The sequence below is a fragment of the Stenotrophomonas sp. PvP093 genome, from assembly GCF_017876915.1.
In the GTDB taxonomy this organism is placed as follows: Bacteria; Pseudomonadota; Gammaproteobacteria; order Xanthomonadales; family Xanthomonadaceae; genus Stenotrophomonas; species Stenotrophomonas muris.
This window is the reverse complement of sequence record NZ_JAGIOX010000004.1, coordinates 2,283,273-2,305,681: the sequence shown is the minus strand read 5'-3', so window position 1 is coordinate 2,305,681 and position 22,409 is coordinate 2,283,273. Positions and strand designations below refer to the sequence as shown.

At 66.7% G+C, this 22,409-nt stretch carries 25 protein-coding genes; 8 read left to right on the top strand and 17 right to left on the bottom strand.

The window, feature by feature from the left end; translation table 11 throughout:
• The 3 genes from J3A72_RS13180 to J3A72_RS13170 all read right to left on the bottom strand — a co-directional run bounded on the left by J3A72_RS13180 (position 1) and on the right by J3A72_RS13170 (position 1,971).
• Positions 1–909, bottom strand: a complete 909-nt coding sequence (locus tag J3A72_RS13180) for a manganese catalase family protein (protein ID WP_075076907.1) — start codon at positions 907–909, stop codon at positions 1–3.
• Between the two features lie 36 nt (positions 910–945).
• A complete protein-coding gene (locus J3A72_RS13175) occupies positions 946–1,467 on the bottom strand; it encodes a ferritin-like domain-containing protein (protein WP_075076908.1) in 522 nt (173 codons plus the stop codon).
• 159 nt (positions 1,468–1,626) lie between these two features.
• Complete coding sequence (locus tag J3A72_RS13170) at positions 1,627–1,971, bottom strand: hypothetical protein (RefSeq protein ID WP_100450505.1); 345 nt, start codon at positions 1,969–1,971, stop codon at positions 1,627–1,629.
• 219 nt (positions 1,972–2,190) lie between these two features.
• Between J3A72_RS13170 and J3A72_RS13165 the strand changes: the two genes are divergently transcribed.
• Entirely contained in the window at positions 2,191–2,571 is a 381-nt protein-coding gene (locus J3A72_RS13165; RefSeq protein WP_229653767.1) for a response regulator, read from the top strand.
• Between the two features lie 16 nt (positions 2,572–2,587).
• On the opposite strand, the gene J3A72_RS13160 is transcribed toward J3A72_RS13165, so the two are convergent.
• The 8 genes from J3A72_RS13160 to J3A72_RS13125 all read right to left on the bottom strand — a co-directional run bounded on the left by J3A72_RS13160 (position 2,588) and on the right by J3A72_RS13125 (position 8,406).
• Positions 2,588–2,986, bottom strand: a complete 399-nt coding sequence (locus J3A72_RS13160) for a BLUF domain-containing protein (protein ID WP_075076909.1) — start codon at positions 2,984–2,986, stop codon at positions 2,588–2,590.
• A gap of 135 nt (positions 2,987–3,121) precedes the next feature.
• A complete protein-coding gene (locus J3A72_RS13155; RefSeq protein ID WP_075076910.1) occupies positions 3,122–3,550 on the bottom strand; it encodes a BLUF domain-containing protein in 429 nt (142 codons plus the stop codon).
• 88 nt (positions 3,551–3,638) lie between these two features.
• On the bottom strand, positions 3,639–4,358 hold the full coding sequence (locus J3A72_RS13150) for a glycosyltransferase (RefSeq protein ID WP_075076911.1): 720 nt from the start codon (positions 4,356–4,358) through the stop codon (positions 3,639–3,641).
• Positions 4,355–4,942, bottom strand: coding sequence for an SAM-dependent methyltransferase (locus J3A72_RS13145; protein WP_046430711.1), 588 nt, complete (start codon positions 4,940–4,942; stop codon positions 4,355–4,357). Before J3A72_RS13145 ends, J3A72_RS13150 begins: the two co-directional genes overlap by 4 nt.
• Entirely contained in the window at positions 4,939–5,697 is a 759-nt protein-coding gene (locus J3A72_RS13140; RefSeq protein ID WP_014647183.1) for a PIG-L family deacetylase, read from the bottom strand. The genes J3A72_RS13145 and J3A72_RS13140 overlap by 4 nt, the downstream gene beginning before the upstream one ends.
• On the bottom strand, positions 5,685–6,626 hold the full coding sequence (locus J3A72_RS13135) for an acyl-CoA dehydrogenase (protein WP_075076912.1): 942 nt from the start codon (positions 6,624–6,626) through the stop codon (positions 5,685–5,687). The genes J3A72_RS13140 and J3A72_RS13135 overlap by 13 nt, the downstream gene beginning before the upstream one ends.
• 102 nt (positions 6,627–6,728) lie before the next feature.
• On the bottom strand, positions 6,729–7,232 hold the full coding sequence (locus J3A72_RS13130; RefSeq protein ID WP_075076913.1) for a hypothetical protein: 504 nt from the start codon (positions 7,230–7,232) through the stop codon (positions 6,729–6,731).
• 10 nt (positions 7,233–7,242) lie between these two features.
• Positions 7,243–8,406, bottom strand: coding sequence for a zinc-dependent alcohol dehydrogenase (locus J3A72_RS13125; protein WP_075076914.1), 1,164 nt, complete (start codon positions 8,404–8,406; stop codon positions 7,243–7,245).
• 148 nt (positions 8,407–8,554) lie between these two features.
• Here J3A72_RS13125 and J3A72_RS13120 point away from each other — a divergent pair, with 148 nt between their 5' ends.
• The 3 genes from J3A72_RS13120 (at position 8,555) to J3A72_RS13110 (ending at position 10,055) form a co-directional block, all read left to right on the top strand.
• The gene (locus tag J3A72_RS13120; RefSeq protein ID WP_075076915.1) at positions 8,555–8,743 is read left to right on the top strand and encodes a hypothetical protein; all 189 of its coding nucleotides are present in this window, start codon (positions 8,555–8,557) and stop codon (positions 8,741–8,743) included.
• 100 nt (positions 8,744–8,843) lie between these two features.
• The gene (locus J3A72_RS13115) at positions 8,844–9,482 is read left to right on the top strand and encodes a DUF6766 family protein (protein WP_075076916.1); all 639 of its coding nucleotides are present in this window, start codon (positions 8,844–8,846) and stop codon (positions 9,480–9,482) included.
• A 3-nt stretch (positions 9,483–9,485) separates the two neighbouring features.
• Positions 9,486–10,055 carry a cysteine hydrolase gene (locus tag J3A72_RS13110; protein WP_075076917.1) on the top strand — a complete coding sequence of 190 codons (570 nt, stop codon included), beginning with the start codon at positions 9,486–9,488 and terminating at the stop codon, positions 10,053–10,055.
• A gap of 7 nt (positions 10,056–10,062) precedes the next feature.
• Here J3A72_RS13110 and J3A72_RS13105 read toward each other — a convergent pair whose 3' ends face one another.
• The 3 genes from J3A72_RS13105 to J3A72_RS13095 all read right to left on the bottom strand — a co-directional run bounded on the left by J3A72_RS13105 (position 10,063) and on the right by J3A72_RS13095 (position 12,194).
• A complete protein-coding gene (locus J3A72_RS13105) occupies positions 10,063–10,296 on the bottom strand; it encodes a hypothetical protein (protein ID WP_014647190.1) in 234 nt (77 codons plus the stop codon).
• Between the two features lie 122 nt (positions 10,297–10,418).
• On the bottom strand, positions 10,419–10,865 hold the full coding sequence (locus J3A72_RS13100) for a Rap1a/Tai family immunity protein (protein WP_230374602.1): 447 nt from the start codon (positions 10,863–10,865) through the stop codon (positions 10,419–10,421).
• Between the two features lie 345 nt (positions 10,866–11,210).
• Positions 11,211–12,194 (bottom strand): LacI family DNA-binding transcriptional regulator, encoded by a 984-nt coding sequence (locus J3A72_RS13095; protein ID WP_014647193.1) that lies wholly within the window; start codon positions 12,192–12,194, stop codon positions 11,211–11,213.
• Between the two features lie 157 nt (positions 12,195–12,351).
• Here J3A72_RS13095 and ptsP point away from each other — a divergent pair, with 157 nt between their 5' ends.
• From ptsP to J3A72_RS13075, 4 genes are all read left to right on the top strand, one after another.
• Positions 12,352–14,862: a phosphoenolpyruvate--protein phosphotransferase gene (ptsP, locus tag J3A72_RS13090; protein WP_075076919.1), complete on the top strand. Its 2,511-nt coding sequence runs from the start codon at positions 12,352–12,354 to the stop codon at positions 14,860–14,862.
• The gene (locus J3A72_RS13085; RefSeq protein WP_032955983.1) at positions 14,859–15,815 is read left to right on the top strand and encodes a 1-phosphofructokinase family hexose kinase; all 957 of its coding nucleotides are present in this window, start codon (positions 14,859–14,861) and stop codon (positions 15,813–15,815) included. The genes ptsP and J3A72_RS13085 overlap by 4 nt, the downstream gene beginning before the upstream one ends.
• An 86-nt stretch (positions 15,816–15,901) precedes the next feature.
• Positions 15,902–17,608, top strand: a complete 1,707-nt coding sequence (locus tag J3A72_RS13080; protein WP_075076920.1) for a fructose-specific PTS transporter subunit EIIC — start codon at positions 15,902–15,904, stop codon at positions 17,606–17,608.
• Between the two features lie 13 nt (positions 17,609–17,621).
• Positions 17,622–18,875, top strand: a complete 1,254-nt coding sequence (locus tag J3A72_RS13075) for a carbohydrate porin (protein WP_075076921.1) — start codon at positions 17,622–17,624, stop codon at positions 18,873–18,875.
• Positions 18,876–18,988: 113 nt separating this feature from the next.
• Here the strand turns inward: J3A72_RS13075 and J3A72_RS13070 are convergent, their stop codons facing one another.
• Genes J3A72_RS13070 through J3A72_RS13060 form a run of 3 tightly spaced genes read right to left on the bottom strand, consistent with a single transcriptional unit; the run spans position 18,989 to position 22,362 of the window.
• On the bottom strand, positions 18,989–19,819 hold the full coding sequence (locus J3A72_RS13070; RefSeq protein WP_230374610.1) for an aldose epimerase: 831 nt from the start codon (positions 19,817–19,819) through the stop codon (positions 18,989–18,991).
• A 4-nt stretch (positions 19,820–19,823) separates the two neighbouring features.
• Complete coding sequence (locus J3A72_RS13065) at positions 19,824–20,861, bottom strand: glycoside hydrolase family 43 protein (RefSeq protein WP_075076923.1); 1,038 nt, start codon at positions 20,859–20,861, stop codon at positions 19,824–19,826.
• 16 nt (positions 20,862–20,877) lie between these two features.
• The gene (locus J3A72_RS13060) at positions 20,878–22,362 is read right to left on the bottom strand and encodes an MFS transporter (RefSeq protein WP_075076924.1); all 1,485 of its coding nucleotides are present in this window, start codon (positions 22,360–22,362) and stop codon (positions 20,878–20,880) included.
• Positions 22,363–22,409 lie beyond the last annotated feature (47 nt).

Below are 22,409 nucleotides of genomic sequence, written 5' to 3'. Positions count from 1 at the left end.
TCAAGGCTCCCGTGGCGGCAGGTCGAGCGCACCGGCGCCCGGCCCGGCGCCCAGTTCGGCAGCGGTTGTCGGCCGTGCTTCGGGATCGGAAAGCGTTCGCAGGGTCATGGCCTGCACCGCCGCCTGCTCGCGTGGGTCCAGGCCCACCGTGGCGCTGCCGTCACCGCCGTCCACAGCGGCCTGGGCCTCGCGGTCGCTGACCCGCTCCCACAGCTCGCCGCTGTTCCAGCTGCCCAGCAGGTCATCGGCGCCGTCGCCCTGCGACATGTCCATGTACAGGTCGGTAAAGGCGGGGTCACCCGGCTGCTTGCCCGGCGGGAAGTTGGGCTGGATGCTGTGCAATGCCTTTTCGAAGGACTTCTGGTGGGCGATTTCGCGCGTCATCAGGAAGCGCAGTGCGTCCTTGATGCCTGGATCATCGGTCACCGTGATCAGTCGTTCGTAGACCAGCTTGGCGCGGGCTTCGGCGGCGATGTTCGAGCGCAGGTCGGCGGTGGGCTCCCCGATCGAATCGACGTAGGCCGCCGTCCACGGCACCCCGCTGGAATTGACCAGCGCCGGGCCGCCCCCATACAGGATCTGTTCGGTATGGCTGGTGCTGTTCTGGCCCAGCAGCCGCATGTCCTCGGCTTCGGCAAGACCCTCGGACTGGACGGCCTTCGGGCCGCGGTTGAGCATGGCGATGATGGTGCCGATGATCTCCAGGTGGCTGATCTCTTCGGTGGCAATGTCCATCAGCAGGTCCTTGCGGCCCGGATCGCATTCACCGAGTCCCTGGGTGAAGTAACGCATTGCAGCCGCCAGTTCGCCTTGGGGGCCGCCAAACTGTTCCAGCATGAGGCTGGCAAGCTGCGGGTTGGATTCGCGCACGCGCACGGTGTACATCAGCTTCTTGTGGTGAAAGAACATGGGACTGTCTCCTGGGTATGGCAGGCGGGACCGGGATCAACGCTTGGCTTGGGCGCCAGGCGTTTCGTCACGGTTGAGGAAGGCGCCGACCAGGCTGTCCTGGTGCTCTTCCAGCCAGCGCGCCATGGCGATCTCTTCCTGCAGGATCTGGCCGCACACGGCCGCGATATCCGGCGCGGCGGCCCGCTCGGCCGCGATCACCAGCGCCCGGTAGGTGGCGATTTCGGTGTTCTCGAAGCCAAAGGAGATGCCGATGCTCTTGACGACCTCGTCCTCCATCAGGGTGTTGCCGGCAGCGTGGATCGCTGCGGTCATGCTCGCGAACAGCCCCTTGGCGGTGGGCACGCTTCCGCCGAGCGCTTCAATGCACTCGCGCACGGAGGCGGCCTGCTGCTGCGTCTCCAGCACGTGCTGGCCGATGCGTGCGGCAAGATGGGGATAGTTCTGGATGCGCGAAGCCATGGCCTTCATCATGGTCTCCGCCTCCTGCTCCATGGCGTAGGCATCCTGCAGCCATTTCAGCAGGCGCTCGCTGCGGACGGTGTTCTGGTTTGCCATCATGGTCTCCGGTAGTGGGGCGACATGCCTCCGGAGACCATGGTGGCGAGGCAGCAATCACTGCCCCGTCGGCCGGCGTGAGCCGGCGGGCGTGCGCGCTGCACCTGGCGCTGATGCGGTCATAACATCCGCTGTTGCGTGGCAACGCCTGCCGCGAACTCAGGCGGGCATTGCGCCGGACACTACAGCGCTGCCGGCGTCGCGACGGGGGCTTGCTGCGGGTGCGCGCGCGCCTGCGGACGCCTTCAACGCCTGGATCACCCGGTGCTGCGCACGGTGCGCGCCCCCTTCCACGCCCACGACGTAGACAAAGCGGCCATCGAACTTGGCCTGGGCACCCTCCAGCACGTCATCCTCCTGCAGGGCGCGCTTGAGCGACTTCATCCATGCCCGTTCGGGGGTGCGATCCAGCTCCACGACGATCGCAGCGCCGCCGCAATCCAGGGACATGCACTCCACGCGCAATGCGCAGGGGGCGGTGGGGTCGGTGGCGGATCGAGGCATGGTCATGGCTCCAGTGCTGGGGGACGGCGGCAGTATCCATGGCCGCCGCCAACGCGCCGTCAAAAAAGGCGCACCGCCTTCCACGCCGCATCGACGGCATGGACCACCTGCGCGGGGCGGCTTCGCGCTGGGCTGACACGGCCCACGCGCGCCGTTGATGCAATACAGCACACACTGCAGTTCCCAAGGCAACACAGGCATGCGCGCATGCAATCGGAAATGGACCAGCGCAGGTGCAACCTGCTGCTGGTTGAAGACCAGCTCGACCTGGCTGCACTGATGGAACAGGCGCTGGAAGACGGCGGCGGCCGGGTGACCCACGCCTACAGCGTGTTCGATGCGCTGGGGCTGCTGGATACGCAACGTTTCGATGGCGCGGTTCTGGATGTGGAGCTCCGCGATGGCGTGGTGTTCCCGGTGGCCGATCGGCTGGCGGAACTCGGCATTCCCTACCTGTTCGTGTCTGCCGTCTATGACCAGCTGGTGCCGCTGCGCCACCGCCGCGCAACCTTCGTGGCCAAGCCGTTCCACATCGACCAGTTGCAGGAAGCCGTCCAGCAGGTCGTGGGAGACGCCTGCGCGCCCCCTGCCACGCATTGAGCGGCAGACGCCGGGATTACGGCAGGTGTGGGGCTACCACCTGCCCCAGCTGGCGCAGCGCAGCACCGCGGGAGAGCCCGCTCCAGTTGCCACGAGCGACGCTGCGGATGTCGGCAGGGTCGGTCCAGAGCAGCCGCATCGACCAATAGGGAAAGAACCGGCCGGACACCCTGCCCCGGCCCAGCTCAAGCAGTTCGCAATGGCTGCGGGCACCGAGGATGCGGCTGTACACCACGTTGATGCTGTCTTCCGGTCCCTCGATGTACTGGAGGAAGCGGTGCCCATCGTAAAGAAGCACACCCGTCACGCCTGCTTCGAAGTTGAAGTGGGCAGCGGCCCTGGCGAGGTCGTCCAATTGGTCCATGGAAAGCCCCGGTATCGCCTCACTTGCGTAAGCGATTGCGCGGAGGGGCACGTTGATTCCTTCTGACGCAGGAAGTGTCCTGCCCTTCCATGATGCTGCCCTTGCCGTAGAGCCAAATGAGGCGGTTCACAACCTGCCTCGCTCCATCCTCTCCCCTGCGGCACACTGCAGTAACAGGTATCCGGCTCAGGCGGCCTTTGCGTAGGGCTCGACAATCAGCAGCAGCTTGTCCATCGCCGTGGCATCGGCCTGTCCGGTCGCTGCCCGCTGGATGAAGCTGGTCCAGTCGGCACAGGCGATCTCGCGCAGCTCATCTGCAGTGACGGACAGGCAACGCATGGCCCAGAACGGCAGCCGCCGCTGGCCGACACGCCCCCGCGCAAGTTCGATCAGGTGGATGTGACTGCTGGCGCCGGCGACACGGGAGAAGGCCACATCCAGTCCATCGGCAGGGCCCTCCATGTACTGCAGGAAGCGTTCGCCGTCGAACAGCAGCACCCCGGTCACCCCTGCGCCCCGATTGAAGCGCGCGGCATCGTCCATCAGCGCTTTCAGACGTCCCGGCGAGAATCCACTGACGGCCTCGCTGACGTAGACGATGGCTCGATTCGGCATGGTGCCACTCCTGCTTCCCAGCGCTTCACTCTAGGACGGGCATCGTGGCGAAACCGTAAACGCCAGCCGGGAAAACATCACATCATGCTCAATTCAGCGTGGTTTCCGAGGCGCTTCCAGGTACCGCCATCCGCCGATCTGCCGCCGTGGCGGGGCGCGCACCCTCCATTCCGGCCAGGTAGGCCGAGAACCCTCCGGTCGCGCGTCCCACCAGGCGGGCACTGGTCATGACGATGGGAGCGCCGGCCCACCTTACGTCAGCGCCGAGGCGTTGCAGCCTCCTCACCAGTGCAACATCCTCTCCACAGCGCAGGGGAGCAAATCCCCCTGCCGCCAGATAGGCCTGGGCGGAGACGCCGAAATTGGCACCGTGGATGCGCCCATGATCGTCGCCCCACTGCTGCCGTTTCTGGAACGCGCGTCGCAGGCGCTTCTCCGTCCTGGAGGTGGTTGCTATGTCCACCAGTCCGCAGAAGGCGTCGCACCGGCCCTCAAGCTGGGCAACCAGCCATTCGGGAGGTACCTCGCTGTCGGCATCGGTGCTCGCCAGCCATCTCGCACCGCGTCCGAGCAGCTCAGCGGCGGCCGCTGCCCTGGCAACGCCGACGCAGCGTGCTTCCAGGCGCACCGTATCGACCCGCTGCTGCTGGCAGATGGACGCGGTGGCATCCGAGCAGCTGTCCAGTGCAACCACCACCTGCACTGCTTCGCCGTGCAGCCCGGGATGCAGGGCTGCCCTTCGGATCGATTGCAGGCAGCGCTCCACGCTGGCTGCCTCGTCATGGGCCGGAACCAGGATGCCGATCATCGCAGGCCCTCGTTGCGGGCCAGCGATAGTGCGCTGCGCGTCCAGCCCTGCAGCACGAAGTCCGCATCACGATAGTGGAAGGCTTCGTGCAGGCCTTGGCCAAGGCACCGATGCACGACGTCGGTGCGACTTGCGCGCCCATGGAACGAAGGCAACCAATGGCAGGCGACCAGCAGTCCGTCGTCGCGAAGGGCCGAATCGATGCCGGCGCGCAGCTCGTGCAGCGCTGCTGCACCCAGGTAGTAGCCCATTTCCCCGCAGACGATCAGGTCGAAGCGGCCCGGCGGCCATTGCTCGGGATGGCTGGCGCAATGGACCTGCACATGCGGCAGGTGGGCCAGATTGCGGCGGGCCCGGAACGCTGCGCGTGGGCTGATGTCGGTGGCCAGCAGGCGCTCGCAGCGGGCGGCCAAGGCCTCGGTCAGCACGCCGTTGGAGCATCCCAGCTCCCAGCCCCGAGTGAACTGGCGCTGGCTCAGGCTGGCCAGCAGCAGCGCACGCTTGCGTTCTTCATACCACCGGCTGCGATAGCCGAAGGGATCCTCCTGCTCATGCAGTTCATCGAAGTACGGTTGCGCGCTCATGCCAGGAATACCTCGTAGTTCCGGAAGAATCGGGTCAGTACATGTGCGGGCAGCACCGGCGGGCTGTTCAGTTCCGGCACCTCGCCGGTCTGGGTCCGGAAGTGCGCGATGGCGTTTCGTTTTGCGGCAGCCACTGCTGAAATGTCGATCAGCCTGGGAACCTCCCACGCCATATGTGCGCAGGCGGGGTCAAGCCAGTGCCAGCCCCACACCGGGTACTCCAGGCGTCGGCAGCCCACTGCCCGCACCGCCCTGCAGGCAGCACGCCCTGCGGCTTCATGATCGGGATGCCCATCAAAGCGCCAGGGTGCCAGGACCAGGTCGCTCGGCTGGAGGTGCTGCTGCAGCCAGTCTTCCAGGCCCTGTTCGTGCGCACTGACCGCGCCGTCGGCGATGCCGAGATGAAACGCGGATCCAGGCCGGATACCGAGTTCGCCCAGCGCTGCGGCAAGCTCGGCGCGTCGCGCCGAGCGCAGGCGTTCTGGCGTCCACCAGTGCTCGTCCGGATAGCACGCTTCGCCATCGGTCACGGCGACGACGCGTACCTCCATGCCCTGCTCCGCAGCGTGACGGAGCAGTCCACCACAGCCGAGGATCTCGTCGTCTGGATGGGGTGCGACCACCACGACGCGATCATGGCCGGCGCACAGGGCATTGGCCGATGTTGCCGGCCGCTGCCACAGCCAATCGCAGCGCAGCCATGCCTGCTCCTGCGTTCCTTCCCCCTGCAGGGGTGTCCTGGCTACAGCGCCCATGTCGCCTCCTGGCTCGCCCGCTGGCCGCCCAGCCATTCCCAATCGCGATCTGCGTGGTTCTGCCGAAGGAACACGGTCAGGTCCGCGCAGCGACGGGCGTGGGCATCCTCCAGGCACATCGGCGCCGGGCCCAGTGCGCGCCCCGCCAGATCCAGGACACGCGTCGCCGCGCGCTCGACCACGCAGCGCAGGCGCACGACCTCTTCGCGATGCGCCGATTCCGGCGCGGCGTCGATGCGCGCCGCCACTTCGCGAAGCAGCGCCGCCGCCGGGCCCAAGGCGAGGTCCACTTCACCCAGTAATCGCGCGCGATTCCCCTCGCTGCAGGCTGGCCGCATGCGCTCGGCCAAGGCGGCCGCCGCGCCGAACCAGACTGCCGCGATGCCCGCACCGCCGTGCCAGAAACCCGGTCGCTGCAGGTACTCATCGCGCGTTCCCAGAAGCGCCATCGGTGCGCCGTCGAACCGCACCGTGGTGGACGGAACGCCGGCCATGCCAACGGCCGGCCAGGGCTCATCTGCAAGCGTGCGCCAGTGTTTCGCCGCGACCTGGCACAGCCACACGCCCTGCGCGTTGCGGACGGTTACCAATGCCGCATCCACCCACGCGCTGCCGGAACACCAGGGCTTGTCACCATGGAGCTGACCGTGAACATCGAAGCGGAGTGTGTTGGCTGGACCTTCCGCGGCCCAGACCGCCAGTAGCTGGCCTTCAGCCAGGGCGGGCGCGTTCAGTTCGGCAATGATCGCTTGGGCGTCGTAGTGCGCCTCAAGCACTTTGGCCAGGCACAGGTCTTCCGCCCCCCATGCCGCCAGCGCCTGCCACCGCCGCAGCGTGAGGCCGCTTCCGGGCAATGGCAGGTCGGGCCGCTGGACCACTACCTCGCGAGCGCGGCTCTCCAGCGGGGATGGCGGCGTCACATGCTGCATGAAGGGGCCTGAAATGGAGAGACATGTCGAACGTAGGCGGCAAGCGGTCACATCACTGTCTGGGAGGCGTAGCCGGCGCATGAATTCTCTGCGCGATGATCCTCACGCGCTCGCTTGCCGGCGCTGCCGTCGTGCGCGCAGGCACTGCAGCAGCTCCCACAACCATGCCAGCACGACCACGCCCAGCGCCGGCAGCAGGACCAGCCACCAGACGCCCGGTGCTGCAGGCTTCACTTCGAGCGACCACCGGGGGTGGACCTGCCAGCCCACCCAGCCCAGCAGGACCCACGGCGCGGCATCGAGCACGCTGTGCACATGCTGCTCTGCCGGGCTGATGCGTCGTCTGCCGTCCGCGCTGACGGTGTCGAAGTAGCCGGCGATTGCGTGCGCGAGGACCAGAAGTGCCAGAAACGTGACGAGCGACAGCGTGTTTTCCAGCAGGAGCCATGCGAGCACCCCGCTTCCGATCAGCAGCAACTGCACCCCATGCAACAGGCTTTCGCGCATCGCAGAGGTGTGTGGAAGGTCGGTCCGCCGGTGAAAATGGAAGTCCAGCCAGCCGGCAGCCAGCCACAGTGCGTAGACACCGGCGGCAATCGCGCTCATGGCAGCATGCTCAGGGTGTCAGCACGATCTTGCGGCAGTCGTCATCCTTGGCATCGAATATCGCGTAGCCCTGCGCAGCGTCAGCCAGGCGCATCCGGTGCGAGATGATGTCACCCGGATCCAGCTTTCCTTCCATGATTGCGTCGAGCAGTTCCGGCATCAGTCCCTGCACATGGGTCTGGCCCATCTTGAATGTCAGACCTTTGTCGAACGCATCACCCAGCAGAAAACCATGGATGAAGCCGGCATAGACGCCTGGAATGCTGACCACGCCGCCACGGCGCGTTGCCGCGATGCATTGCCGTATCGCCACGCCACTGCTGCCTTCCAGCTTTACAGCGGTCAACGCTGACTCCAGCGCACTGCCCTCGGCCTCGAAGCCTACGGCCTCGATGCAGGCGTCTACGCCCCGCCCACTGGTCTGGGCAAGGATGTAATCGGCCGGGTCTTCGATCTCCTTGAAGTCGATGGGGGTCACGCCGTAAGCACGGCGTGCATAGTCCAGGCGGTAACGAAGGTGGTCGACCATGAAGATGGTCTCTGCTCCCAGCAGCCGGCAACAGGCCGCGCTCATCAGCCCAACCGGACCGGCGCCGAAGATGGCCACCGTCGAGCCGGGCTTCACACCCGCGTTCAGCGCGGCCTGATAGCCGGTCGGGAGAATGTCAGACAGGAACAGCACCTGCTCATCGGCCACGCCTTCCGGAATGCGCAACGGGCCCACGTTGGCCTTCGGCACGCGTACGAATTCGGCTTGGCCACCGGCTACGCCGCCATACAGATGGCTGTATCCGAACAAAGCAGCTGGAGGCAGCAGCCCTTTCTGGTTCAGCGCGGCGCCCTTGCCAGGATTGGTGGTCTCGCATGCGGCATATTCGGCCAGCCTGCAGTGGAAACACTCACCACAGGCGATCACGAAGGGAATCACCACGCGATCGCCCGGCTTCACCTGGGTCACGCCGCTGCCGACCTCTTCCACCACGCCCATGAATTCGTGGCCCAGTACATCGCCATCGTGCAGATCAGGAATCTTGCCGCGGTAGAGGTGCAGGTCCGAACCGCAGATGGCGGTGGCGGTCACCCGCAGTATCAGATCGTCATCCGCCGCCAGTACCGGGTCGGGCACAGTCTCGACGCGCACATCCCTGCGGCCGTGATAGGTCAATGCCTGCATCGTGCTGCTCCAGGAGCTCGGGCCTTCAGCATCGCAAGGCCGCCATCCGGCTGCAGTGACATCCCGGTGTGCGCGGCGTTCATTCTGCAGCGTCGTGGCGTTAACCCGGCGCGGTGCAGGCTTCACTCTCTCGCCGCAGGAGCTGCCCATGAACGACAAACTGCCCTTCAATCCAACGACGCATGTGGACGATCAGTCAAAGGCGCACACGCCGGACAAACGGCGCAACGACCGAGCCAGATGGAAGGAGCACGACATGCCCGACGACGGCGACGGCCCCAAGGCGGTACCGGAGGACTACGAGCGCCCTGATCCCGATCCGACGGGAAAGCGTTGAGTCCGCCTCACATCCCGGATGCGCAGCAATCACGAGGCATGGCCCTTTGCCCACGCAAGCTTCATGGACGGTCTTTGGAGCAGCCTCAACGAGGTCTTGCATGTGGAGACACAACGGTCTCTCACTGGTGCTGCTTGCGCTCACGTTGGTGTTCATTGTGGGGCAGGCAGTTGCGGGGCATCACGTGCACAACCAGGAACTGGTCGAGCACGGACGCGTGCCGATCGATTTCTGCCACTACCTGGCTACCGGGCACTTCGTCAGCGCTACGTTCGAGAACTGGGAGAGCGAGTTCCTGCAGATGGGGATGTACGTTCTGCTGACGGTCAGCCTGCGCCAGCGCGGTTCGGCCGAATCGCGGCCGCTGGACCCTGGGCAGGAACAGAATCGCATCGAACCCGGCCGCACGCCCTGGCCATTCAGGCGCGGTGGCCTGTGGAAGGTTCTTTACGGTCACTCGCTGGCGATTGCGTTCGGGCTGTTGTTCCTGTGCAGTTTTACGCTGCATGCATTGGGGAGCTGGCGCGCCGAGGAGGCCGAACAGCTGTTGAAGGGATTGCCGCCGCCAGGCTTTGTGGAGCACCTCGCCAGCAGCACATTCTGGTTCGAATCCATGCAGAACTGGCAAAGCGAGTTCCTGGCCGTGCTGTCTCTGGTGGTGCTGACGATCTTCCTGCGCCAGAAAGATTCGCCGCAGTCCAAGCCGGTCGAGGCGCCGCATACCCAGACAGGAGATTGAACCATGGCAGATGATCGGTCGACGGCCTTGCTGATCATCGACATGTTCAGCCGTTTCGATTTCCCGGGCGCGCAGGAGCTGGCGCCCGCGGCAGAGCGGGCGGCCCGGCAGATCCGGCGCCTGAGGGATCACTTCGACGAACGCGGGTGGCCGGTCATCTACGCCAATGACAATTTCTCGGATTGGAAGCGCGATTTCCGCCAGCAGGTGGAACAGTGCCGGCGCGACGGCGGTCCGGCGGGGCGAATTGCCAGCCTTCTCTCGCCCTTGCCCGGTCATTACTTCGTGCTCAAGCCCAAGCACTCGGCGTTCCTGGCCAGTCCCTTGCCGATTCTGCTGGCCAAATTGGGCGTGCGCCGCCTGTGCCTGAGTGGCATGACGGCCGATTCGTGCGTTCTGGCCACCGCGCTGGATGCCAACGCCAGAGAGTTCGACGTCGTGCTGGCACCGGAGGTCGTGGCGGGGCTGCCATCCCGGAAGCGGCGCGCACTGGCGCTGCTGGCTGATTCGGGTGCAGCCCGGATCGCGCGGCATTCTTCGCTTGTCTCTGGGCAGGAAGCAGGAGGGCGCTGAAGGCAGCTCAGGCCCGGTCGGCTATCCCCTGTACGCCGGCATGACCGGCGCAATGTGCACAGCAGAAGATCTGGCCATTTCCTTCAACGCCATGCCCAATGACGGCGCATTTGCAGTGTGCGCAGCGGGGTGCGAATGCGTGGATCGCGCACTCGAACGAATCGAACGTGCCGCTGCGCCCGCCCTGCTGCAGGGTAAAGCTCTTGTCGTAGTTGTTGCCGCAGACATCACAGGTAGCCATGGGGCACCTTGTGCTGTGGAAGGAACATGCAGTGTGGCGAGCGCGAATGTCGGTGGCCGTGAATGCACCGTGTTGCGAGGGTGTAGGACGTCCGCATCGTCGCCAAGCGGGCGCGGCGTGCTTCATTGGTCATTGCCGGGCTCGGCACTGTTGCCACGTGGTGTGCCGCGACCACAGGGAAACGCCGTGCGCAGCCCTTCGACAACCAGTGGCGACGCATCCTGCTGCAATCGCTCGCGGGGCAGTTGCCGGAGATGGGAAGACACATGGTCGACCAGTTCATGCGGAAGGATCTGGCCCTGCCCGCACCACTGTCCGCGGCTGGCATCGGCGACGCCCAGGATATAGCCGCTGGCGCGAGCGCTGGACAGGATCCGGCACTGTTCACCGTCGCAGAACCCGTCATCGCCTTTCCCCTGCAGGAGGGTGATGAGTTCCGTGCCGCTGACAAGCCAGGTCCGTGCCGGCTGCGTTGTTCCGGCCACGGCGGACCCAGCCAGCGCACAGAGGCCAAGTGCGAGGAGCCGAGGCATGCGGTGGCGCGCGTTGGGAGTGTGATGTCCTTTCATTTCGGGGCCCTGGCTGTTGCTTTCATGGATGCCACGCGGCAGAGGTCAAAGCCGATCAAGCTGGCCGAGAAACGCGATGAGATCGTAGAGGCTTCCAGAATACGTCGTATTGGCCGTTTTCCATGCGCCACTGCCCGGAGATGCCTCGCCAGTCGGACCAACGGGATGATGAAGGCACGGGCGCTGCCAGCCATCTGGAAAGATCGTGGTGGGAAATCTTCAGGCGGAGCAGTGCTGAATAGGGCTCTGACAAGGCGATCCTCCACTGTGTCTGCGTACAGTTGGCTTGTAGCAGACAACGCATGACCCGCCAACATCTGGCGGCTGCCGCAGGCCGGTGCCGGACTATCGCCCAGCCGTCGACCCTCTCACCACGCACCTTCCCGTCATCACCAGCCTGCGCACGGGCAGCTCCGGCATGCGCAGGCGTTCCAGCAACAGCGACATCGCAGCGCGCCCCATGTCTTCAACCGGCTGCTCGACCACGGTAATGCCAGGTTCGACCAGCTCGGTCCAGCGCTCGTTGTCGAACCCTGCCAGCGCCAGCTCTCCTGGAATGGCGAGACCGGCGCTGCGTGCCGCCTTCAATGCACCCATGAGCAGCAGGCTGTTGCTGGTGACCAGCGCGTCGGGACGCGAAGGGCCGGCCAGCCATTGGTCGACCGTTGCGATGGCGGCCTCGGCCGTTGGCTCGACTTCACGGTAATCCGGCTCCAATCCGTGCGTGCGCATCGCAGCAAGATAGCCGTCGCGGCGCTCGGCCGCCGTGGTGCTGGTGCTGCCGAACAGGCCGCCGATGCGGCGATAGCCACGCTCGACGAGATGCTCGACCAGGGCGCCCATCGCCGCGGGATTGTCCAGCACCACGCTGTCGATCGACCCGCTGGCCGCGGCGCGGTCCACCAGTACCGTCGGGAAGTCCAGCGTGAGCCGTTCCAGCCGCCCCACCGTGGTCCGTGTGGGCGCAAAGATCAGTCCACTGATGCGCTCCTCGTGCATCAACTGCAGGTACAGCGCCTCGCGCTCGGGGTCTTCGTCGGTGTTGCAGAGCGTGACGCGCAGGCCTTCGCGATAGGCGACCTCCTCCACCGCACGGATAAGCGCAGTGAAGAACGGGTTGCGGATATCCGCAACGATCAACCCGATGATGCCGGTGTGCCGGGAGCGCAGCCGCCTTGCCTGCAGGTTCGGCCGATAGCCGGTCTGGCGGATCGCCACCTCGACCCGGCCGCGAACCTCTTCGCTGACCGGGCCGCCCCCGAGCACCCGCGACACGGTGGACTTGGATACCCCCGCTACACGCGCGACGTCATTGATGCTGATACTCATTGGAAACGTTCCCGGAAAAGTGCGCCTGCCATGGCCCGGCGGCTGTTCAGGAGAATGCTAACGCCAAAGAACTATTGGCATTTTGTGCAGTGCACATTGAAATAGGCGGTGGGAACGTTCCCAATATGCCCAGCCATCCTTTTGCCGGAGCCGCCCTTTGTCGCCCCAGAACTTCCCCTCCCCCGTCAGCCGGGAACTGATCCGCCTGGACGCGCGGGCGCAGGACAAGACCGATGCGATCGCCCAGGTCGCGCAGATGCTGGTCGCGGCCGGCTGCGTGGCGCCGGGGTACGAGGCCAGCATGGGACGGCGCGAAGCGCTGGCCAACACCTTCCTTGGCCATGGCGTGGCAATCCCGCACGGGCTTGGCGAGGACCGCCATCTGGTGCGCCGCGATGGCATTGCCGTGCTGCAGTTGCCGGAAGGCGTGGAATGGAATCCGGGGCAGGTCACCCGCCTGGTGGTTGGCATCGCTGCCCAGTCCGATACCCACATTACCCTGCTGCGCCGCCTGACCCGGCTGATCCAGGATGAGGCAACGCTGCAGCGCCTGTTTGCGACCACCGATGCGGGTGAGATCGTCAACGCGCTGACCGGCGACATTGCGATCACGACCGCCCAGGTACCGGCCACCGATCTGGCCGAGCGCTTTGACTGGACCATTGCCTACCCCAGCGGCCTGCACGCGCGCCCGGCCACGCGCTGGGCAGAGACGGCGCGCCGCTTTGCGGCCCGCGCCCAGGTGCGTGCCGGCGACCAGGCAGCGGACGCCAAGAGTCTGGTCGCGCTGCTGCAACTTGGCCTGCGTCATGGCGATGCCGTCAGCGTGTCTGCCGAGGGGGCGGATGCCCCTGCCCTGCTGACCGCGCTGCGCAGGGTCATGGAGGACCTGGTGGCACAGGAAAAGGCCGACGCCGAACGCGCAGCACAACGCAAGGCCACGCCGGTGGCAGGCTGGAATCCGCCCGAGGCACAGGCTGCCATCGTCGGCATCGGTGCCAGCCCTGGGCTGGCAATCGGCCCGGTGCATGTATTGGCCAGCACGCAGGCCGAGGTCGCCGATCGCCCGGCCCCGCTCGGCGAAGGCGGGGCGCGTCTGCAGGAGGCGCTCGCACGTACCCGCCAGCAGTTGGCCGCGCTGCAGGATGACACCCAGCGCCGGCTCGGCGCCTCGGACGCCGCCATCTTCAAGGCCCATGCCGCGCTGTTGGACGACACCGACCTGATTACCCGTACCTGCCAGCTGATGGTCGAAGGCCATGGCGTCGCATGGTCCTGGCACCAGGCCATCGAACACATCGCCTCGGGCCTGGCCGCGCTGGGCAACCCGGTGCTGGCCGGGCGCGCCGCCGACCTGCGTGACGTTGGCCGCCGAGTGCTGGCGCAGCTTGATCCGTCGGCCGCCGGTGGCGGCCTGGCCGACCTGCCCGCGCACCCGTGCATCCTGATCGCGGCGGACCTGTCGCCGTCCGACACGGCCAACCTCGACACTACCCGCGTGATTGGCCTGGCCACCGCGCAGGGCGGGCCGACCTCGCACACCGCCATCCTCTCGCGCACCCTCGGCCTGCCGGCGCTGGTCGCCGGGGGGGGCGAGCTGCTCGCGATCAGCGCCGGTCGCGAGGCGATCATCGACGGCAGCAGTGGGCGGCTCTACCTGTCTCCGTCCGAGGCCGACCTCGCCTCGGCGCGCGCGTGGATCGCCGAACAGCAGCAGATCCGCGAGCGTGAAGCGGCGCAACGCGCGCAGCCGGCACAGACGCCGGACGGCCACCGCATCGACATCGGCGCCAACGTCAACCTGCCCGAGCAGGTGCCGCTGGCACTGGAGCAAGGCGCGGAAGGCGTCGGCCTGATGCGCACCGAATTCCTGTTCCTTGAACGTGGCAGTACGCCCAGCGAGGATGAGCAGTACACCACGTATGTGGCGATGGCCAAGGCACTCGGCGGCCGCCCACTGATCGTGCGTGCGCTCGATATCGGTGGCGACAAGCAGGTGGCGCACCTGGAGCTGCCGCATGAAGAAAACCCGTTCCTGGGCGTGCGCGGCGCGCGCCTGCTGCTGCGCCGGCCGGACCTGCTGGAACCGCAGCTGCGTGCGCTGTACCGCGCGGCGAAAGACGGCGCGCGCCTGTCCATCATGTTCCCGATGATCACCTCGGTGAGCGAGCTGGTCGCACTGCGCGCCATCTGCGAGCGCCAGCGCGCAGCACTGCAGGCGCCCGGGGTACCGATCGGCATCATGATCGAAGTGCCGGCCGCTGCGGCGCAGAGCGATGTGCTGGCCCGCCACGCCGACTTCTTCTCGATCGGTACCAACGACCTGACCCAGTACGTGCTGGCGATCGACCGCCAGAATCCGGAACTGGCCGCCGAGGCCGACAGCCTGCATCCGGCCGTGCTGCGCGCGATCCGCGCCACGGTGGAAGGCGCACGACTGCATGGGCGCTGGGTGGGCGTCTGTGGCGGGCTGGCCGGCGATCCGTTCGGCGCACTGCTGTTGGCCGGCCTGGGCGTGGACGAACTGTCGATGACCCCGAACGACATCCCAGCCGTGAAAGCACGCCTGCGTGGCAGCGCGCTGGCCGATCTGCGAACGCTGGCTGCGACGGCGCTGGACTGCGAAACCGCCGAGCAGGTGCGTGCGCTCGATGGAGCGCGCGCATGAGTTCCCGCGCCGTCACCATTACCCTGAACCCGGCAATCGACCAGACCGTGCGGCTGGCGAACCTGCAACCGGGTCACGTGCATCGCGCCCGCAGTTCCCGCGACGATGCCGGCGGCAAAGGCATCAACGTGGCCGCCTGCCTGGCAGACTGGGGCGTGCCGACCACTGCGCTGGGCGTGCTCGGCGATGGCAACGACGGCGTGTTCAGCGCACTGTTTTCCGATCGGGGCATCGCAGACGCGTGTCTGCGCATTCCGGGCCGTACCCGCACCAACATCAAGCTGGTGGAAGACGCCAACGGCGAGACCACCGACATCAACCTGCCCGGCCTGTCACTGTGTGACGCCGATCTGGACGCGGTATCGCGCCGACTCGACGCACTGCTCCAGCCGCAGCTGCCGGTGGTGCTGTCCGGCAGCCTTCCGTCCGGGCTGCAAGCCGATGCATGGGCCCGACTGCAGGCGCAGGTGCGCGCCGCCGGCGCGCGCGTACTGCTGGATACCAGTGGCGACGCGCTTGCCGCCGCGTTGAGTGGTGCACAGGGTGCACTGCCCTACGCGGTCAAGCCCAACCGCCATGAACTGGAGGCCTGGGCCGGCACGCCGCTGCTGGATCGCAGCGCCCTGCGCGCCGCGGGCCGGGCCCTGGTCGAACGCGGAGTTGCACTCGTAGCGATCTCGATGGGCGCCGACGGCGCGCTGTTCATTGATCGCAGCGGCGCCCTGGTCGCACGACCGGCGCGACTGGCGCAGGGCAGTACGGTCGGTGCCGGCGACGCCATGGTCGCCGGCATCGCCGCCGCCTTGTTGGAGCCCTCCCCCGACCTGGCCGGTTGTGCGCGACTGGCCACGGCGTTCTCGATGAGCCGGCTGGAGAGTGGCGACGCGCGACGGCTGGACCCGGCGCAGGTGCGCGCGTGGACCGGCGATGTACTGATCGAGCGGTTGGATTGAAACCCCTGCAGAGGGGGCTGCGGCTGGCCTTGGGCCACCGATGGCCCCTGCTGCAAGGACGAACCCGAACAATTCCAGGAGTTGCCATGCAAGCTTCCACCGTAGTCATCGCCGCTGGCGAACGCAGCATCGAGGCCGTTCTTGCCGCCGAAGCGCTGCGCCGCGCCGCACGCCAGCAAAGGGTCGAATTGGCGATCGAAATCCGCAGCGATCAGGGCGTGACCGGGGCATTGCCCGACGCGCAGGCTGCCGCCGCAACGCAGCTGCTGCTGGTGGGTGACGGCGAGGCGGACAGCGCCCGCTTCGGCAATGCCCAGATCGTGCGCGCCGGCCTCGGTGAAGTGCTGGACGACCCGCTCGCCGTGCTGGCGCAGCTCGCCGCAGCATCGGCACCCCCTTCCAGGGATGACGCGGGCAAGCGCATCGTCGCCGTCACCTCCTGCCCGACCGGCATCGCCCACACGTTCATGGCGGCCGAAGGCCTGCAGCAGGCGGCCAAGGCACTGGGCCACGCGATCCGGGTGGAAACCCAGGGCTCGGTCGGCGCGCAGGATGCGTTGAGCGACGGCGAAATCGCTGCCGCCGACCTGGTGCTGATCGCCGCCGACCGCGAAGTCGATCTGTCGCGCTTTGCTGGCAAACGCCTGTTCAAGAGCGGCACCAAGCCGGCGATCAATGACGGCCAGAACCTGATCCGCAAGGCGCTGGCCGAGGCTGGCGTGCAGACCGGCACGGTGGCTTCAGGTCGCACCACCGAGAAGGCCAGGGTCGCCGGCCCCTACAAGCACCTGATGACCGGCGTGTCGTTCATGCTGCCGTTCGTCACTGCCGGCGGCCTGCTGATCGCACTGGCGTTCGCGCTCGGCGGCATCTATGCCTTCGACGATGCACACAAGGGCACGCTGGCCTGGTCGCTGTTCCAGATCGGCGCCAAGTCCGGCTTCATGCTGATGGTGCCGGCACTGGCCGGCTACATCGCCTACTCCATCGCCGATCGCCCGGGCATCGCCCCGGGCATGATCGGGGGATTGGTGGCAGTCAACATGGATGCGGGCTTCATCGGCGGCATCCTGGCCGGTTTCATCGCCGGCTACGGCGTGCATTGGATCAACCGTGCGCTGCGCCTGCCGCGCAGCCTGGAAGGCCTCAAGCCGGTGCTGATCCTGCCGGTGCTGGGCACGCTGCTGGTCGGCCTGTTGATGATGTATGTAATCGGTACGCCGGTGGCTGGGCTGCTGGCCTGGCTGACCGACTGGCTGCGCGGCATGCAAGGCAGCAGCGCGATCCTGCTTGGCCTGCTGCTGGGCGGCATGATGGCGGTGGACATGGGCGGACCCGTCAACAAGGCGTCCTACGCCTTCTCCACCGCATTGATTTCCAGCCAGGTCTACACGCCGATGGCGGCGACGATGATCGGCGGCATGACGCCGCCGCTGGGTATCGCACTGGCGACATGGCTGTTCAGCAACCGCTTCACTGCCGAGGAGCGTGGCACGGCCGGTGCCGCTGGCGTGCTTGGCCTCAGTTTCGTGACCGAAGGCGCGATCCCCTATGCCGCGCGTGATCCGCTGCGCACCATTCCGGCGCTGATCCTTGGTTCTGCCGTGGCCGGTGCGATCTCGATGGCCGCAGGCGTCGAACTGAAGGTGCCGCATGGCGGCGTGTTCGTGCTGCCGATCCCGAACGCAGTCACCCATCTTGGCATCTACCTGCTTGCACTCGTGGCCGGCGTGGCCGTCACCGCGGTCGCGCTGCGCGTGCTCAAGAAGCCGGTCACGGCTCCCACCCTGTAAAAGGAACCCGCCCATGACCTCCCCTTCCCGCCGCCTGCTGCCGACAGTGATCCTGCTGGCCCTGCCATCACTGGCCGCAGCCGCCGACGCGAGCGACGTCTTCGCTCCGAAGCTCGCCTACACCGGCGAAGCGGCCGCCACGCTCGACGGTGGCAAGCGCAGCGGCACGGCCTATGCCGGCCAGCTGATGTTCGGTGCCGACGTGGACCTGGACGCGGCGTTTGGCTGGCGAGGTGCGACGGTCAAGGCCTACGGCATCAACCGCCATGGCACCAATCTCGCCAACAGCAGTACAGGCAACAGCACCTCGGTGCAGGAAATCTACGGCGGCCAGGGCACGCGCCTGGCCAACCTGACCCTCGAACAGAAGCTGTTCAACGACCGGTTGGTACTGGAAGCAGGGCGCAGCGTCGCCAACATCCACCACCTGGGTTCGGACCTGTGCCAGTACTTCCAGGGCAACTCGGCCTGTGGCAACCCGACCTACGTATTCCGCACCAGCAGTTTCACCTGGTGGCCGGTATCGAGCTGGATGGCCGATGCCACGGCCTGGGTGACGCCCGATGTCTATGTCCGCGTCGGCGCCTACCAGGTTGATCCCAGCCAGGCTGAGGATGGCCAGCATGGCCTGAAGTGGAATACGAACCAGGCCACCGGCTGGATCGTGCCCTACACGATCGGCTGGCGCAGCCCTGCTTCGGCACGACTGAAAGCCCGCTACGAACTCGGTGGTTGGCAGGACAACTCGACCTATCGCGATCCGCTGCGCGATGCCAACGGCATTCCCGCGCTGCTCAGTGGCCAGGAGTACGCGACGCGTCACGGTCGCTCCGGTGCGTTCGCCCGCTTCGAGCAGCAACTCACCAGTGATGGTGCCGGCCGCGGCCTGACCCTTTTCGGTGCGGCGCTCACGGGCACCTCCGGCCAGTTGATCGAGGATCATTTCCTGCAGGCCGGGCTGGTGCAGAAAGGCACGTTCGCCCGGCGGCCGCAGGACAGCATCGCTTTCGTCGTGACCCAGCAGAAGTACAGCAGCATCGCGCTGGAAGACCTGCGCCTCGCCCGCGCCGCAGCCGGTGGCAGCGGCACCCCGCACGGGAGCCAGGTGATGATGGAGCTGAGCTATGGCATCCAGCTCACCCCGCAGCTTCGTGTTGCACCGAACCTGCACTACATCGTGCACCCCGACCAGTTCAATGAGCCCGCACGCCAGCACGACCTGCCGGATGCGCTGATCGCGGGCATGCGGATCGACTGGAACCTGTAGGAAATGTCAGGTGGTCCTGGGGCGCCGCCCGTGTCAGGCACCGGGTCCACGGCCGGTCCAGGCGGCGTACCGACCGCCCGGCACCCGGGTGATCGCCTGCCCTGGCCGGGGTTTCAGGTGCTGTCCGCCGCCCACGCCAGTTCGAATGTCAACGCGAGGCGCTGGCCGGGCTCCAGCCGGTGCGGTGCCAGGGTGTAGCCATCTGGCGGGCCGCTCTGCGGTTCGACACAGGTGGCGTGCGGCGAACCATCGTAGACCACCCAGTGGTCGTGGTCCGACCTCAGCCGCAGGTGCTGGCCTTCGCGTATCAGCGTGACGTCACCGTCGGCGATGAAGCAGTCATCCCAGGGGCCGGTGGTGGGCTCCACGCGGGGCAGCGTGGCAATACCTTCCCTGTCCCGCGGATACATCGAGCGAGGACTGAACAGCAGTCGTTCCGGCTTCCGGAACCAGGGGTGCCAGCCCAGCACCGCCGGCATCGCCTGGCCGCCGGCCTGGACCGAGAGGTCCATCTGCAGGCTGTGAGCCTGCAACTGCAGGTCCAGCACGGCAGCGCCACCGAAAGGCCAGTAGCCGTCGCTCGGCAGCTCCAGCGACAACCGGGCTGCCGCCGCGTCCAAGCGGTCGATCCGCCAGGGTCGCGAGAAACCCACCCCATGGATGGCGTGCCCGTCGAAGTTGAGCGGCAGCCGATGCGGCCTGCCGTCAAAATGGAACTGTCCACGGCGGATGCGCCCGGCCCACGGCACCATCGGGTAGCAGCCCCACGCGATCGCCGCCGGGCCTGCCTGCTGCGCATCCACCAGCCATTCCACGCCCTGGTAGCGCAGGTGCGCCACGCGCCCGCCCGCCCCTGCGGCGAACGCAACCTCCAGTTCGCCGCACCTCAGCCAGTGCAGCTCGCCGGCTGGCAGCGGAGCCAGCGCATCATCCACCGGCAGCATCCGCTCAGGCCCCATACGGGTTGATCGTGCGGATGCTTCCGTCCGGCTCCATGTGCAGCGGCGTGCACTTGGCCGAGCGCAGGTGGGTGATGCCGCCGGACATCAGTGCATCGTGATAGAACAGGTACCACTGTCCTTCGAACTGGCAGATGGAGTGGTGGGTGGTCCAACCGACCACGGGGGTGAGGATCACGCCAGCGTAGGTGAACGGTCCATACGGGCTGTCGCCGATGGCGTAGCACAGCTGGTGGGTGTTGCCAGTGGAGTACGACAGGTAGTAGCGACCCTGGTACCTGTGCAGCCACGGACCTTCGAAGAAGCGGCGCGCATGGTCGTCCGCGCGCAGCGGCTGGCCATGCTCATCCAGGATCTGCACTTCGCGGGTGGGTTCGGCCAGCTCGGTCATGCCGGCATCCAGGCGGCCCACGCGCGGGCCCAGCGCCGGTGCGCTGCCCTCGGGCTCCTCGTGGGCCTCGCTGTACTGGTTGTCACGATACTTCTGCAGCTGCCCGCCCCATATGCCGCCGAAGTACAGGTAGTGGCTGCCATCCTCGTCTTCGAACACGGCCGGGTCGATCGAGTACGCACCCTTGATCGGCTCCGGCTGGGGCACGAACGGGCCCTCCGGCCGCGTACCGATCGCCACGCCGATGCGGAACCGGCCCTCGGCATCCTTGGCCGGGAAGTAGAGGTAGTAGCGGCCATCACGGCAGGCGGCATCGGGGGCCCACATCTGTTTCCGGGCCCAGGGCACATCGCGCACATGCAACGCCATGCCGCAATCGACGGCCGTGCCGTCGGGCGTATCCATCTTCAGCACATGATAATCCTGCATGCCGAAGTGGCCACCTTCGTCGTCGAATGGCTGGCCGCCGTCGATGTCGTGCGACGGATAGATGTACAGGCGCCCCTCGAACACATGCGCCGAAGGGTCGGCGGTATAGATGTGGGTCACCAGCGGTTGCGAAATGGCGTGCGCGGTGAGCTGCGCAAGACGGGCTTCGCTGGCCTGGCCGTCTTCGCCGGCAGAGAGGTCGATCATGGTCGTCATCTTGGAGTTACACGGAGGCGTCGGCGGAACGGCGACGCAGGTGGAGGTCCTGCTCGATGCGGGTTTCGGTGCGCTTGTCGATCCTGTAGAAGACCAGCAGCGCCACGGCGAGCAGGAAAGGAAGGGAGCAGTAGACGCTTACGGTCAGGCGGATGCCCTGCACCACGGCCTCAGGCTGCTGCGCCAGGCCGGCCTGGTAGCCGTAGTGGGCGAGGATCGCGGCGACCAGCGCGCCGCCCACGCTGAGGCCGATCTTCAGCCCGCACAGCATCGCCGAGAAGATGATCGCGGTTGCCCGCCGATGGTTCTTCCACTCCGAGTAGTCCGCGACGTCGGCGATCATCGCCCACAGCAACGGGATGGTGATGCCGTAGCAGAAGCCATGCAGCATGAAGGCGCCGAACGCCACCGCCACCGCCGTGGGTGGAAACAGGTAGAAGGCAAGCAGGAACAGGGTCGAGACAAATAGGGCGCCACCGAAGACGTCGCGCTTGCCGAAGCGGTCCGCCAACCGTCGCGATGCGCCGATACCCAGGATCATGCAGAGGATGCCGCACGCGTTGAACAGGCTGAACGCCGAGGTGGCCGCGTCCTTCGGCCAGGTGAACGCCGCGAAGCCGGCGCTGGCCAGCGCAGCATTCAACGCGCTGACCAGGCCGTTGAACCCCGAGTTTTCAAGGAAGCCGGCCAGCGCCGCTTCACTCATGTAGTACTGGAAGTAGTAGATGTAGGTACCGCCTTTCAATGCCAGGTTGATGAACACCAGCACGGTCAGGGCCAGCATCACCTGCCACGGGCGGTTGTGCAGCAGGTCCGACAGGTCCTGCACTATGCCGCCGGTCTGTTCACGCGTCGGCACGATGCGTTCGCGGGTGGTGGCGAACGTGATCAGGAAGAACGCCGTGCCGATGATGGCGAATGCGGTCATGACCTGCTCGAAGCCGCGCACCCGGTCGCCGTCACCCAGGATCAGCACCAGCGGCATCAGCAGCACCTGGATGATGAACTGCGCGATCATCACGGCCACGAAGCGGTAGGCCGAAAGGCTGTTGCGCTGGGCCATGCTGCCGGTCAGCACGCCGCTCAGCGCCGAGTACGGCAGGTTGTTCGCTGCGTACACGCACACCAGCAGCGCGTAGGTGGCCAGTGCATAGATCACCTTTCCGCGCTCGCCCAGGTCCGGCGTGCTGAACGCCAGCAGGGACAGTACGCCAAAAGGAATGGCCGTCCACAGGATCCACGGCCGGAAGCGGCCCCAACGGGTGGTCGTCCGGTCAGCCGCGATGCCGATCAACGGCGTGAACACGAACGCACCCAGCAGGCCCACCACGAAGATGATCGTGGCCGCGGTCGCAGCTGGCAGGCGGTAGACGTCGGTGTAGAAGAACGCCAGGTAGGTGATCAGGGTCTGGAAGATCAGGTTGGCGGCGAGATCGCCCAGGCTGGAGCCGAGCTTCTCGCGTACCGATAGCGCGTGTTCAGTGCTTGCCATGCAGCGGACGTCCTGGAAAAGGGATCTGGGCGGAGGGAAATCGATGC